This is a genomic window from Streptomyces sp. WAC07094, assembly GCF_036320405.1.
In the GTDB taxonomy this organism is placed as follows: Bacteria; Actinomycetota; Actinomycetes; order Streptomycetales; family Streptomycetaceae; genus Streptomyces; species Streptomyces lannensis.
The window spans coordinates 3,716,431-3,729,457 of sequence record NZ_JAVMJZ010000001.1; the positions used below are offsets into that span (position 1 = coordinate 3,716,431).

The window sequence follows — 13,027 nt, forward strand, 5'->3', positions numbered from 1 at the left end:
CGGGCTCAGACGGTTGTGGCCGCCGCCCTGAACAGCCGCTTGGCCATGCCGATGCGCTCATGGGCGGCGACGGCGGGGGCGTTGTCGGCGTCCACCATGAGGGCGGCGCGGCCGTGCTCGCGGACGAGTACGTCGGCGACGAACCGGCACACCGCGGCGCCGAGGCCGTGCCCCCGCGCCTCGGGGACGGTGACCACCCCGGCGAGGAAACCGCACCGGTCGGCGGACCAGGCGTCGGCGGCCACCGCGAGCAACCCCGAGCCGCCGTGCACGCCGGCCCAGCGGCGCACACCCGGCAGGCCGGGCCGGGCGTACGACTGCGGGAACCAGCGGTCGAACAGCGGTGCCGCGGCCCGCTCACCGGCGGCGTCCAGCCATCGCACGGCGGAGGAGCCGGGCGCATCGCAGGGCGAGTCCGTCTGCATCCAGTAGAAGGGATCGGTGAGGACGAGCCCGGGGATCCGCCGGGCCGGCACCTCCATCAGGCGCGCGTCGCCGAAGGGCCGGTAACCGGCCCCCGACTCGGCGAGCAGATCCCGTACGAGGGGCACGGCGTCCTCGGCATCCCCCGCGACCGCGATCCGGTCACGTCCGCAGAGCCCGCGAGCGGCGACGGCGGCAGCGGCCCCGTGCCGCCGCACCCGGGCCGGCCGCCCCTGCGCGGCCCAGACGAGATGGGTGCCCGGATCGGACGACCGCCCGGTCACCGGCCCCGGACCCGTCCACAACCGACCGTGAACCCGATGATCGAACCGCCGCCCTCACGTCTGCACGCGAACGCCCCTCCCCCGTGCGACATGGCCACCTCCTGCACGATCGACAGGCCGAGACCCGAGCCGGGCAGGCTTCTCGCATCCGCGGCGCGGTAGAAGCGGTCGAAGATGCGCATCAGGTCGCTGTCCTGGATTCCCGGCCCGCGGTCGAGTACCTCCACGCGCACGCTGCCCGGTGGCGACCCGGTGTCCGGCTCGTCGGACTCGTCCAGCTGGGGTGGGTGCTGGGTGCCCGTGACGACGATCTCGATGGGCGCCTCGCCGCCCCGGTCGAACTTGGCGGCGTTCTCGAGCAGGTTGGACACCGCCCGCTGCAGGGCCGTGAGCCGCCCGTCGACCGTCGTGTCACCGCTGACGCGGACGCGGATCTCGCGGCCCGTGCGGCGGCGCACGATCGTCGCCGCGTCCTCGGCGACGTCGGCGAGCATGAGCCGCTGCACCGGCTCCGTGTCCGACTGGCCTGCCGCCAGGTCGACCAGCTCGTTGACCAGGTCGGTCAGCTCGCGCGACTCCTGGGCGAGGTCCGCGACGAGTTCCTCGCGCGCGGCGGGCGGCAGCTCGTCGATCCGGCGCAGCAGCGAGATGTTCGTCCGCAGGGAGGTCAGCGGGGTACGCAGTTCGTGGCCGGCGTCCTGCACCAGGCGCCGCTGGTCGTCCTCGGACTGGGCCAGGCGCCCCAGCATGCGGTCGAAAGAGCGGCCGAGCCGGGCCACCTCGTCGTTCCCGGTGACCGGCACCTGGATGCCGAGCTGCCGGGTGCGCGCCACGTCCTCGGCCGCACCGGCCAGCCGCACGAGACGCCCCGTGATCCGCCGCGCCAGCCACCAGCCGAACAGCCCGGCGGCGATCACCACGGCACCCATCAGCAGGGCCGTGCGCTGCTGAAGGCTGCGCAGCAGGTCCTCGGTGCTGCTGAGTTCCTGGGCGACCTGCACCGCGCCCTGGCCGCGGCCCAGCGCGACGGTCGCGACGCGGTAGACGTCGCCGTCGACGTCCACACTCTTGTGTTCCACCAGCCTGGCCGCGGTGGCGGCCCTGGCGATCCGCTGGTCCTCCGTGCCGACGGGCAGCGCCGGATTGGAGTGGTCCACGACCATTCCGCCGGGCCCGAGCACCTGCACGACCGTACGGCTGGGCCGGATGATGTCGTCGCGCGGGGTGTCATGGTCCTTGTCGGATATGGCGAAGTCGTCCGGCATCAGCTGCTTCTGGCGGACCTGGTCCTGCAGGTCGGCGACGACCTGGGCGAAGACGGTCTGCTGGTCCACCCGTACGAGGCGGGCGGCGGCGTCGTAGCTCAGGAAGCCGACGAGAACGGTGACTCCGGCGGCCACGGCCGCGAACGACACGGTGAAGGTGGTCCGCAGCGAGGACACCTGCCGCAGTCTGGACCGCAGTCTGAGTCTGCGGCGCAGCCCGCGCTGCAGGCGCTGCCACAGGCCTGTTCCGGCACCCGTGTCGACGTCCTGGCTGGGTGGTGGAGGCATCAGTCCTCCCTCAGCACATACCCCACGCCACGCACCGTGTGGATCAGCGCGGGGGCCCCCGGCTCGTCGAGCTTGCGCCGCAGATAGCCCACGTAGACGGCGAGGTTCTTGGATCCGGGCCCGAAGTCGTAGCCCCAGATGCGGTCGTAGATGGTGGCGTGGTCGAGCACGATCCCGGCGTTGCGCGCGAGCAGCTCCAGCAGGTCGAACTCGGTCCTGGTGAGCTCGAGCTCGCGCTCGCCCCGCCAGGCGCGGCGGGCCTGCACGTCCATCCGCAGCCCGGCGACGGACATCTGACCGGTGGGGATCCTCTTCTCCTCCTCCTTGGGCACCTCGAAGGGGGTTCCGTTGGTGCGGCGGAGCAGGGCCCGAAGCCGGGCGAAGACCTCCTCGACGTCGAACGGCTTGACGACGTAGTCGTCGGCGCCCGCGTCCAGGCCCGCGATCCGGTCGGCGGTCTCCACCAGCGCGGTGAGCATCAGGATCGGGGTGCGGTCGCCCTCCGCGCGTAGCACCCGGCACACCTGGAGTCCGTCGATGCCGGGCATCATCACATCGAGAACGAGCACGTCGGGCTGGGTCCGATGGGCCTGGGCGAGAGCCTCGACCCCGTCGGCCACGGCGGTCACCTCGTAACCCTCGAGCGTCAGCGCGCGTTCCAGGGCGTGTCGGATGGCGCGGTCGTCCTCGGCGAGCAGCACTGTCTGGGTCACCCCACCAGTCTGCCAAGGCCAGAGCGGTGCTCCGCCGGTCAGCCGAGGAGCGAGCGTCCTTCTTACCCGCCTCTCACCGCTGCGTGCGTGGCGATTTACCTGCCAGGGCCACTGTGTCGGCCAGGCCGCATCGCACACAGGGCGACGCCGGCCGACGTACGAAGCGGAAGTCTCGGCCCGGCGCCACCCATGACGCCGGCCCGGAGCCCACCCGGCCCGCCGTCCCAGGGCACGGCCGGGTGACGGGACCGCGCGGCCCGCCCGGAAACCCCCCGTTCCGGTAACAGGCCGGCGCGGAAGGGGTGGGCCGGAACGGTAGACGGTGGCGGCCCACCCCCTCACCCACCCGGTGAGCGGGCGCACGGGCCCGGTCCGCCCGCCTCAGCCGTGCAGTGCGGCCAGCTGGTCCTCGAAGGGGATCACCTGGAAGCCGTGCGAACGGGTGACGGCGCCGCCCCGGGCGGACCCGCCGTCCGCCCGGGCCTCGCGGTCCGGACCGGCGGGCTTCGGCAGGGAGCCGTCCGATTCGGGCACAACCGCGGTCTCCGGCGCGGTACCCGCGCCCATCAGCCGCACCAGTTCACCCGCCCCGCGGTCGATCCGCTCGGGCAGTCCCTCGGCGCCCCAGTCCTCGGAGGCCGCGTACACACCGGTGGGGACGACCACGGCCCGCAGGTACGAGAAGAGCGGGCGCAGGGCGTGGTCGAGGACCAGCGAGTGCCGGGCGCTGCCCCCGGTCGCCGCGATCAGGACCGGCTTGCCGGCCAGCGCGTCCTTGTCGAGCACGTCGAAGAACGACTTGAACAGTCCGCTGTACGACGCCGAGAACACCGGTGTGACGACGATGAGCCCGTCGGCCTCCGTCACCGCCTCCAGCGCATCGGCGAGCGCACGCCCCGGGAAACCGTTGGTGAAGTGGTGCGCGATCTCCACGGCGAGGTCGCGCAGCTCCACGACCCGGATGTCGACGGGGGTCTGCCGGTCCACGGCGGCGGCCAGCCGGTCGGCGAGCAGCCGCGTGGAAGACGGGACGCTCAGTCCCGCGGAGACGATCACGAGTTTCATGCGACGTCCACCTCCTCGGAAACTTCCTCGGCGACCTTGCGGGCCTCCTCGGCGGCGAGCAGCGACCGGTGCGTGGGAGCGTCGGGGACGTTCGCCGGGCGGTTCTTGGCGAACTCCTCGCGCAGCACCGGAACGACCTCTTCGCCCAGCATGTCGAGCTGTTCCAGCACGGTCTTCAGTGGAAGACCCGCGTGGTCCATCAGGAACAGCTGGCGCTGGTAGTCGCCGGCGTACTCCCGGAAGGCCAGGGTCTTCTCGATCACCTGCTGCGGCGATCCGACGGTCAACGGGGTCTGGTCGGTGAAGTCCTCCAGGGACGGCCCGTGCCCGTAGACCGGCGCGTTGTCGAAGTAAGGCCGGAACTCGCGTACGGCGTCCTGGGAGTTCTTCCGCATGAACACCTGTCCGCCGAGGCCCACGACGGCCTGCTCCGCCGTGCCGTGCCCGTAGTGGGCGTAGCGCTCCCGGTAGAGCTCGACCATGCGCTTGGTGTGGTCGGCCGGCCAGAAGATGTTGTTGTGGAAGAAGCCGTCGCCGTAGTACGCGGCCTGCTCGGCGATCTCCGGGGAGCGGATGGAGCCGTGCCAGACGAAGGGCGGCACGCCGTCCAGCGGGCGGGGCGTGGAGGTGAAGCCCTGCAGCGGGGTGCGGAAGCGGCCCTCCCAGTTCACCACGTCCTCGCGCCACAGCCGGTGCAGCAGGGCGTAGTTCTCGATGGCGAGGTTGATGCCCTGGCGGATGTCCTGCCCGAACCAGGGGTAGACCGGGCCGGTGTTGCCGCGTCCCATCATCAGGTCCACCCGGCCGTCCGCGAGCTGCTGGAGCATCGCGAAGTCCTCGGCGATCTTCACCGGGTCGTTGGTGGTGATGAGCGTGGTGGAGGTGGACAGGATCAGCCTCTCCGTCCTCGCGGCTATGTAGCCGAGCATCGTCGTCGGCGAGGACGGCACGAACGGCGGGTTGTGGTGCTCGCCGGTCGCGAAGACGTCGAGTCCGACCTCCTCGGCCTTGAGCGCGATGGCGACCATGGCCTTGATCCGCTCGCGCTCGCTCGGCGTCCGTCCCGTGGTCGGGTCCATGGTGACGTCGCCCACGCTGAAGATCCCGAACTGCATACCCGCTCACACCCTCCAGATTTGTTGATGCTTCAACTATACCCGGAAACGGCGTGGCCCCCTCAGCTATTCCGCCCGCCGTCGGCCGGCGCTTCTACGATCCCTGTATGGCCGCCCCCCGCCGTGACACACGCGGCATCGTCGACGCCGCCGAACTCTTCTCGCGGGTCACCTTCCGCCGTCACGAGCCGGCCGCACCCCTGCGTCCGTATCTCGAGCACTACTGGCTGATCGACTGGGACCTCCCGGAGCCGTACGCCTCCCACGTCGTCCCGCACCCTTCGGTGAACGTCGTCTTCCAGCAGCACGGCGACGAGGCGCCCTGGGGCGAGGTGGCGGGCATCGGTCTGGCGCTGTTCACGCAGAAGCTCCAGGGCAGGGGCCGAGTGTGCGGGATCCAGTTCCGCCCGGGCGGCTTCCGCCCCTTCGCGGCCGGCCACCCGGTGGCGCACTGGACCGGCCGCCGCGTCCCGCTGCCCGAGGTGTTCCCCGACCCGGATCCCGCGGCCGTCCTCGCCCCGGACGCGGAGCGCGACCGCGTGACCGCCCTGGACGCGTTCCTGCTGGGCCTCGGCCCGCGCCCCGACCCGCAGGCCGATCTCGCCATGACCCTGGTCGACCGCATCCGCACGGACCGCACGATCCGGCGCGTCGCCGACTTCGCACGGTCGGAGGGCCTGTCCGTGCGGCTTCTGCAGCGCCTGTTCGCGGCCTACGTGGGCGTGGGCCCGAAGTGGGTCATCCTGCGCTACCGCATCCACGAGGCCCTGGAGCGCGCGGAGACCGAGCGGGCGGTGGACTGGGCGGGCCTGGCCGCGGATCTGGGCTACGCGGACCAGGCCCACCTGGTCCGGGACTTCACGGCGACGGTGGGGGTGCCGCCGACGGCGTACGTCCACCCTCGCACCCCGTGAGAGGTGGCGGGCGGGATCCTGATCGCCGACGCGGCGCGGGTGAGCCCGTGCGGGAGGGGGACGAGGCCTCCCCCCACGGCCGTCAGAAGGTGTACCGGTCCCCGGTGGCGAGGACCAGGACCTGCTGACGGCGCTTGCCCGGATTGCGGTCCATCTCGTCGTCGCCCCACACCGAGTCGATCTCCAGGCGCACCTCGTCGGTCGCCGTGTCGGCGAGGCGCAGGCGCAGATGGATCTCCCGGCCCTTGCCGTTCGCGGTGAGCTCTCCCGTGCCGCACACCACCGTGCTGACGTCGTGGCGGGCACAGCCGCGCGGCAGCTGCTGCAGCTTCGCCAGCGGCTTGGACCAGTGCAGGCGGACCGTGGCGTCCTCGATGCTCGGACCGAGGTTCGTCGGGGTGAGCCGGACGTTCACCTCACCGCGCCCCATGGCCACGTACCCGTGGTAGGCGATGTCCACCTCGGAGCCCAGAGCCGTCGCGGGCATGGCCGCACCCACCACCACGGCCGCACCCAGTGCGCCCGACATCCACTTCCTCATCGCCACTTCCTCCGCATCGGCCCGGACATCACGGCATGTATCCCACCTGGGCGGCACGGCGGACACCGCCGGGCAGGTGACCCGCGTCGCGCGGTGCCGCGCGGCCCCCGTACGGCCTACCGGGGGCTGCGTGCGAGTCTGACGACATGCTGATTCTGCGATCCGCTGCCCTCTTCGTCGTCGCCGCGCTCTTCGAGATCGGCGGCGCGTGGCTGGTGTGGCAGGGCGTGCGTGAACATCGCGGCTGGCTGTGGATCGGCTCGGGCGTGATGGCTCTCGGTGTCTACGGCTTCGTCGCCACGCTCCAGCCGGACGCGAACTTCGGCCGCATCCTCGCCGCCTACGGAGGTGTCTTCGTGGCCGGCTCGCTGGCCTGGGGCATGGTCGCGGACGGCTACCGACCGGATCGCTGGGACGTGACGGGCGCGCTGATCTGCCTCGCCGGGATGGCCGTGATCATGTGGGCCCCACGGGGCCACCGCTGACAGCGGGCCGGGCATCCGAACGGCGTCTCCAGGGCGCCCCCGCCGGGCCCGTACCCCGGCCACCTATCCTTGGGCAGAGGTCGCCCGTACGCCCGTACACGGACCGCAGGACCGAGCCCGCCGCCCGAGGAGCCGCCCCATGACCGCCGCCGCACCCCCCGCCGCCTCCCGCATCGCCGTGGTCACCGGGGCGAGCAGCGGCATCGGCGCCGCAACGGCCAGGCAGCTCGCCGGGGCGGGCTACCGCGTGGTCCTCACCGCCCGCCGCAAGGACCGGATCGAGGCGCTGGCGGAGGAGCTCACGGCGGCCGGCCGATCGGTGACGGCGTACCCGCTCGACGTCACGGACCGCGCCGCGGTCGACGAGTTCGCGTCGGCGTTCAGGACGATCGGCGTCCTTGTGAACAACGCCGGCGGCGCGCTCGGCGCCGACCCGGTCGCGACCGGGGACCCCGAGCAGTGGCGCCGGATGTACGAGACGAACGTCCTCGGCACGCTGAACGTCACCCAGGCCCTGCTCCCCGCGCTGACGGCGAGCGGGGACGGCACGGTGGTGGTCGTCTCCTCCACGGCCGGCCACGGCACGTACGAGGGCGGCGCGGGCTATGTCGCCGCCAAGCACGCCGAGCACGTCCTGGCCGAGACCCTGCGCCTGGAGATCGTGGGCACACCGGTGCGGGTGATCGAGATCGCCCCCGGCATGGTGCGCACGGAGGAGTTCGCGCTGACCCGCTTCGACGGGGACGCCGAGAAGGCGGCGAAGGTGTACGAGGGGGTCGCCGAGCCCCTGACGGCCGACGACGTGGCGGACACGATCACCTGGGCGGTCACCCGCCCCAGCCACGTCAACATCGACCTGCTGGTGGTACGCCCGCGGGCTCAGGCGTCGAACACGAAGGTCGCGCGGGAGCGATGACGGAGGAACCGAAACCGGCCCCGGCCGGCGAGCCGGATCACGCCGGGGAGCAGGAGCGTCTGTCCCTGGAGAAGAAGCGCGAGCGCTTCGTCTGGTACTACCTCGCGTACTTCCTCTTCGGCATCCACCTCGTGGCCTTCGTGATGATCTACGCGGTGCGGCACGCGAAGTGAGCCGCCGAAGGCCCCCGGTGACCGACCGGGGGCCTTCGCGCCGTCAGCCCTTCACGCAGACGACCTGCTTGAGCTTGGCCACGACCTCCACGAGGTCGCTCTGCTGCTCGATGACCTGCTCGATGGACTTGTAGGCACCGGGGATCTCGTCCACGACGCCGGAGTCCTTGCGGCACTCCACGCCCCGGGTCTGGTCCTCCAGGTCCTTCGCGGTGAACCGGCGCTTGGCCGCGTTGCGGCTCATGCGCCGACCCGCGCCGTGCGACGCCGAGTTGAAGGACTTCTCGTTGCCGAAGCCCTTCACGATGTACGAGCCGGTGCCCATCGAGCCCGGGATGATCCCGAACTCTCCGGAGCCCGCGCGGATCGCACCCTTGCGGGTCACCAGCAGGTCCATGCCCTCGTACCGCTCCTCCGCCACGTAGTTGTGGTGGCAGGAGATCTCCGGCTCGAACGTCGGCTTCGCCTTCTTGAACTCCTTGCGGATCACGTCCTTCAGGAGCGCCATCATCAGCGTGCGGTTGTACTTCGCGTACTCCTGCGCCCAGTACAGGTCGTTGCGGTACGCCGCCATCTGCGGGGTGTCCGCGACGAAGACGGCGAGATCGCGGTCGACGAGGCCCTGGTTGTGCGGGAGGCTCTGCGCCACGCCGATGTGGTGCTCGGCCAGTTCCTTGCCGATGTTGCGGGAACCGGAGTGCAGCATCAGCCACACGCCACCGGTCGTGTCCGTGCACACCTCGACGAAGTGGTTGCCGCCGCCGAGCGTGCCCATCTGCTTGGTGGCACGCTCCGCGCGGAACCTCACCGCCTCGGCCACCCCGTCGAACCGCCCCCAGAAGTGGTCCCACCCGGAGGTGGGCACCCCGTGGAAGCCGCCGGGGTCGACGGGCTCGTCGTGCATCCCGCGGCCGACCGGGATCGCCTGCTCGATCTTCGACCGCAGGCGCGACAGGTCCCCCGGAAGGTCGTTCACCGTCAGGGACGTGCGCACCGCCGACATGCCGCAGCCGATGTCCACCCCGACCGCGGCCGGACACACCGCGTCCCGCATGGCGATGACGGAGCCGACCGTCGCCCCCTTGCCGTAGTGGACGTCCGGCATGACCGCCAGTCCCTTGATCCACGGCAGCGTCGCCACGTTCTGCAACTGCTGCATCGCGGCGCCCTCGACCGACGCCGGGTCCGTCCACATACGGATCGGGACCTTCGCGCCCGGCACCTCTACATACGACATCTCTTACTCAACCCCCCGAAAGGCACCACAAGTCTTTTAACGCAAAAACCGGCACCAAGGTCGACGTACAGGACAACGGACCGGCGTTCACGGCAGTGCGTGCGATAGACATTGTCTCCAGGGGTCCGCCCCACGCGGCAACCGATTAACCAGCGGACACACACCGCAGGACCGTCGAGAGGAGCCTCACCGTGCAGCGGAAGGCGTACGCACCGGGCGCCGTCGTGCTGCTCGCGGCCCTGCTGGCCGCCTGCACCGGCAGTTCCGGCAACGGCGATGCGGCGGAGGACTCCAAGGCGGGCGGCGTCACCGCGAGCGCGACGGCCGCGCAGCCCGGCAAGTACCGCACCCTCACCGACGCCTGCGGCACGGTGAACCACGACATCCTCGACTCGCTCCTGCCGGGCATCAAGCAGACGGCGGACCAGGAGCAGCGGGACAAGTCGTACCAGGGCGAGTCCGTGCCCACGTACAACAACGACCGCCGCTCCGGCTGCCGCTGGAAGGCCGAGTCGACCGGCGCCACTGACCGTCTGTACGTCGACTTCGAGCGCGTGGTGTCGTACGACAACTCGGTCTCCGACGACAATCGCGCCCACGACGTCTACTTCACGAAGGAAGAGGCCGCGAACCTCCCGGAGCCCGTCTCCGGGGCCGCCGGCGGTTCCGCGAACGGCGGAGACTCGCCGACCACGAGCGCCCCGCCGAGCGCCGGCGTCACGCCCTCCGGGACGGCCACGGCCTCGCCTCCGGCGTCCGCGTCCGCCCCCGTCTCCGGGAGCCCGTCGGCCACCGAGACCCCGGCCGACCTCCAGCCCCGCACACTGGACGACCTCGGGGACGAGGCGTACCTCGACGACCGGCTGAGCACCGCCGAGCAGCGCACCGTGACTGTGGTGTTCCGCACGTCCAACGTGATCGTGACCATCGAGTACGACGAGCAGCCGGCCGGCACCGCTCAGGCACCTGACAGCAAGGACATGCAGGACAGGGCCCGGAAACTGGCTCGGGAGCTGGCCGGTTCGCTCGGCTGACGAGGGCTCCGGAGCAGCCGGGGCAGAGGAACCGATCCCGAACCGCATGCGTCCCCACCGCGTACCGTGGCCCCTCGGACCCGATCCGACCGCACGATCCACGAGCGTCATGAGTGAAGGAACCATGCACCGACCTGCACAGCGAGACCATCGAGATCAGCACGATCAGGGGGAGCGTCAGCCGGCCCGCCGGAACTCCCGCCTCGGCCGACTCCTCGTCTGCGCGGCCGCCGTTCCGGCGGTGCTCGTCGCCGCCGGCTGCTCCTCCTCGGACTCCGGCTCCGCCAAGGGCGACGACGCCACACAGCAGCAGACCTCGGCCGCGAAGCCCTCACAGAGCGCCTCGGCCAATGCCGTACAGCCGGCCGCGTACTCGACGCTGCCCGAGGCCTGTGCCGTCCTGTCGGGCGCGACATTGGGCGATTTGGTGCCGAAGGGGGCGAAGTCCGGCAAGGAGGGCGCTTCGGACGACACCGCGACGCGTGCCAGCTGCTCCTGGAGCAGCCTTCAGAACAACGGCGTCAAGGGCTCCCAGTTCCGCTGGCTCAACGTCTCCATGCTGCGCTTCGAGTCGAACGCCACGCGCGGCGCGGGCGACAAGCTCGCCAAGGACTACTTCGGCCGGCAGGTGCAGGACGCCCAGTCCGTCGACGGCGCGAAGAACACCGAGCCCGAGCAGCTCACCGGAGTGGGCGACCAGGGGACCGCAATACGCTACGACCTGAAGAAGAAGGAAGGCACCTTCAAGCAGCAGACGGTCGTGGCGCGCGTGGAGAACGTCGTCGTCACCGTCGACTACAACGGCGCGGGCCTGGCCGGCGACAAGACACCGAGCGCCGACGACCTGACCAAGGCCGCGGAGAAGGCCGTCAAGGAGGCCGTGTCCGCGGTGACGGCGGCGAACCGCGACGGCGGAGCCTCGCCTTCGAAGCCGGCGTCCGGGAGCCCTTCCGGGAGTACGTCGAAGGGCGCGTCCCCCTCCGCGTCGGCGTCCAAGAAGAACTGAGCGGATCCCGGAAAATGGGCCGGGCCGTCCAACACACAGCGCCACCAGGGAAGTTACCGAAATCCGGTCCCGTTCGGACCGGGCTCTCGACAGACCGGCCACCCATGCGCCACACGCGTATGCCACCCTGTTGCGCGCAACAACACGCATGGGGAGGGGAGTAGAGGTGGCCGCGCCACTGCAGCTGACACGGATGCACCGGATTCTCATCGGTGTGGTCGTGTCCGGAGCCGTCATCATCGCCGGGATCGGCTTCGCGGGCTCCTACGCGGCCGTACGCGAGCTGGCCATCAAGAAGGGCTTCGGGAACTTCGCCTACGTCTTCCCGATCGGCATCGACGCGGGCATCTGCGTCCTGCTGGCCCTGGACCTGCTGCTGACCTGGATCCGCATCCCCTTCCCGCTCCTGCGCCAGACGGCGTGGCTGCTGACGGCGGCGACGATCGCGTTCAACGGCGCGGCGGCCTGGCCGGACCCGCTGGGTGTGGGCATGCACGCGGTGATCCCCGTGCTGTTCGTGGTCGCCGTCGAGGCGGCCCGCCACGCGATCGGCCGGATCGCGGACATCACGGCGGACAAGCACATGGAGGGCGTCCGCCTGACCCGCTGGCTGCTCTCCCCCATACCCACGTTCCTGCTCTGGCGCCGGATGAAGCTGTGGGAGCTCCGCTCCTACGACCAGGTCATCAAGCTGGAACAGGAACGTCTCGTGTACCAGGCCCGCCTGCGCTCCCGCTTCGGCCGCGCCTGGCGCCGCAAGGCGCCGGTGGAGTCGCTCATGCCGCTGCGGCTGGCGAAGTACGGCGTCCCGCTGATGAACACCGCCCCCGCGGGCCTGGCCGCGGCCGGGATAGAACCGGCCCTCATACCCCCGTCGCCTGAGCCGGCCGCGGCTCCGGCAAGTCGCACCGCGGGGACCGGGCCCGTCGCCCAGCAGGCGGCGCCTGCGGGCGAGCCGCGCCCCGAGCTCGAGGGCCGGCAGCACCCCGAGCAGCCCGTCCAGGCCGAGAATCCCGAGCAGAGCCCCTGGTTCAACACCCAGCAGCAGCCGCCGGACTACCACGGCGGATACGACCCGGGCTACGAGCCGGAACCTTCCTACGTCGGCGAGGAAGAGCACTGGCAGTTCTACGAGGCGCAGCAGTACCAGAACCCCGTCCAGGAGATCCCGGAGCAGTACCGGAACCAGATCCCCGAGCAGTACCCGAACCCGGTTCCGGACCAGTACCTGAGTCCCGCCCCGGAGCAGCCCCTGGAACCGTCTCCCGAGGACACCGGGAGCTTCCCCATCCCCGTCTCCGGCAACCGCATGCGCGAGCTCGGCGAGGGCGGCGGCGCACCGGAACCGGACGAGGAGTCGTACTACCAGGTCTTCAAGCAGTCGATCAACGGCAGCTATCCGACACCGCGCGAGTTCATCGACAACGTCGAGGCGGAGTTCCGCATCAGCCTCGCCTCGGACGACGCCAAGCGCATGGTCAGCCGCTTCACGAACCGCCACACCGCGGAGCTGGAAGAGGACCACATCGCATAACTCCCGGCACGTACGACGACGGGGGCGCCCGGTG

Annotated in this window: 14 protein-coding genes; 7 read left to right on the plus strand and 7 right to left on the minus strand. The window is 71.2% G+C overall.

Annotated elements, in window-relative coordinates:
• Window positions 1-5 precede the first annotated feature (5 nt).
• The 5 genes from RCR19_RS16355 to RCR19_RS16375 form a co-directional block, all read right to left on the minus strand.
• A complete protein-coding gene (locus tag RCR19_RS16355) occupies window positions 6-707 on the minus strand; it encodes a GNAT family N-acetyltransferase (RefSeq protein WP_331265815.1) in 702 nt (233 codons plus the stop codon).
• Window positions 704-2,260 carry a HAMP domain-containing sensor histidine kinase gene (locus RCR19_RS16360; protein WP_331265816.1) on the minus strand — a complete coding sequence of 519 codons (1,557 nt, stop codon included), beginning with the start codon at window positions 2,258-2,260 and terminating at the stop codon, window positions 704-706. The genes RCR19_RS16355 and RCR19_RS16360 overlap by 4 nt, the downstream gene beginning before the upstream one ends.
• Window positions 2,260-2,973 (minus strand): response regulator transcription factor, encoded by a 714-nt coding sequence (locus RCR19_RS16365; protein WP_331265817.1) that lies wholly within the window; start codon window positions 2,971-2,973, stop codon window positions 2,260-2,262. Before RCR19_RS16365 ends, RCR19_RS16360 begins: the two co-directional genes overlap by 1 nt.
• A gap of 381 nt (window positions 2,974-3,354) precedes the next feature.
• On the minus strand, window positions 3,355-4,038 hold the full coding sequence (locus RCR19_RS16370) for an FMN reductase (protein WP_331265818.1): 684 nt from the start codon (window positions 4,036-4,038) through the stop codon (window positions 3,355-3,357).
• Entirely contained in the window at window positions 4,035-5,153 is a 1,119-nt protein-coding gene (locus RCR19_RS16375) for an LLM class flavin-dependent oxidoreductase (protein WP_331265819.1), read from the minus strand. The genes RCR19_RS16370 and RCR19_RS16375 overlap by 4 nt, the downstream gene beginning before the upstream one ends.
• Before the next feature lie 107 nt (window positions 5,154-5,260).
• Between RCR19_RS16375 and RCR19_RS16380 the strand changes: the two genes are divergently transcribed.
• Window positions 5,261-6,067 carry a helix-turn-helix transcriptional regulator gene (locus RCR19_RS16380; RefSeq protein ID WP_331265820.1) on the plus strand — a complete coding sequence of 269 codons (807 nt, stop codon included), beginning with the start codon at window positions 5,261-5,263 and terminating at the stop codon, window positions 6,065-6,067.
• An 82-nt stretch (window positions 6,068-6,149) separates the two neighbouring features.
• On the opposite strand, the gene RCR19_RS16385 is transcribed toward RCR19_RS16380, so the two are convergent.
• Window positions 6,150-6,608: a hypothetical protein gene (locus RCR19_RS16385; protein ID WP_331265821.1), complete on the minus strand. Its 459-nt coding sequence runs from the start codon at window positions 6,606-6,608 to the stop codon at window positions 6,150-6,152.
• Window positions 6,609-6,754: 146 nt separating this feature from the next.
• On the opposite strand from RCR19_RS16385, the gene RCR19_RS16390 reads away from it, so the two are divergent.
• From RCR19_RS16390 to RCR19_RS16400, 3 genes are all read left to right on the plus strand, one after another.
• On the plus strand, window positions 6,755-7,093 hold the full coding sequence (locus RCR19_RS16390; protein ID WP_331265822.1) for a YnfA family protein: 339 nt from the start codon (window positions 6,755-6,757) through the stop codon (window positions 7,091-7,093).
• Between the two features lie 139 nt (window positions 7,094-7,232).
• Window positions 7,233-8,009, plus strand: a complete 777-nt coding sequence (locus RCR19_RS16395) for an SDR family NAD(P)-dependent oxidoreductase (RefSeq protein WP_331265823.1) — start codon at window positions 7,233-7,235, stop codon at window positions 8,007-8,009.
• Window positions 8,006-8,182, plus strand: coding sequence for a hypothetical protein (locus RCR19_RS16400; RefSeq protein WP_331265824.1), 177 nt, complete (start codon window positions 8,006-8,008; stop codon window positions 8,180-8,182). The genes RCR19_RS16395 and RCR19_RS16400 overlap by 4 nt, the downstream gene beginning before the upstream one ends.
• A 43-nt stretch (window positions 8,183-8,225) precedes the next feature.
• On the opposite strand, the gene RCR19_RS16405 is transcribed toward RCR19_RS16400, so the two are convergent.
• Window positions 8,226-9,419 carry an RtcB family protein gene (locus RCR19_RS16405; RefSeq protein WP_331265825.1) on the minus strand — a complete coding sequence of 398 codons (1,194 nt, stop codon included), beginning with the start codon at window positions 9,417-9,419 and terminating at the stop codon, window positions 8,226-8,228.
• A 191-nt stretch (window positions 9,420-9,610) separates the two neighbouring features.
• Here RCR19_RS16405 and RCR19_RS16410 point away from each other — a divergent pair, with 191 nt between their 5' ends.
• The 3 genes from RCR19_RS16410 (at window position 9,611) to RCR19_RS16420 (ending at window position 12,993) form a co-directional block, all read left to right on the plus strand.
• Window positions 9,611-10,453, plus strand: coding sequence for a DUF3558 domain-containing protein (locus tag RCR19_RS16410; protein WP_331265826.1), 843 nt, complete (start codon window positions 9,611-9,613; stop codon window positions 10,451-10,453).
• 124 nt (window positions 10,454-10,577) lie between these two features.
• On the plus strand, window positions 10,578-11,459 hold the full coding sequence (locus RCR19_RS16415) for a DUF3558 family protein (protein ID WP_331265827.1): 882 nt from the start codon (window positions 10,578-10,580) through the stop codon (window positions 11,457-11,459).
• A gap of 193 nt (window positions 11,460-11,652) precedes the next feature.
• Window positions 11,653-12,993 (plus strand): DUF2637 domain-containing protein, encoded by a 1,341-nt coding sequence (locus RCR19_RS16420; RefSeq protein ID WP_331269459.1) that lies wholly within the window; start codon window positions 11,653-11,655, stop codon window positions 12,991-12,993.
• Window positions 12,994-13,027 lie beyond the last annotated feature (34 nt).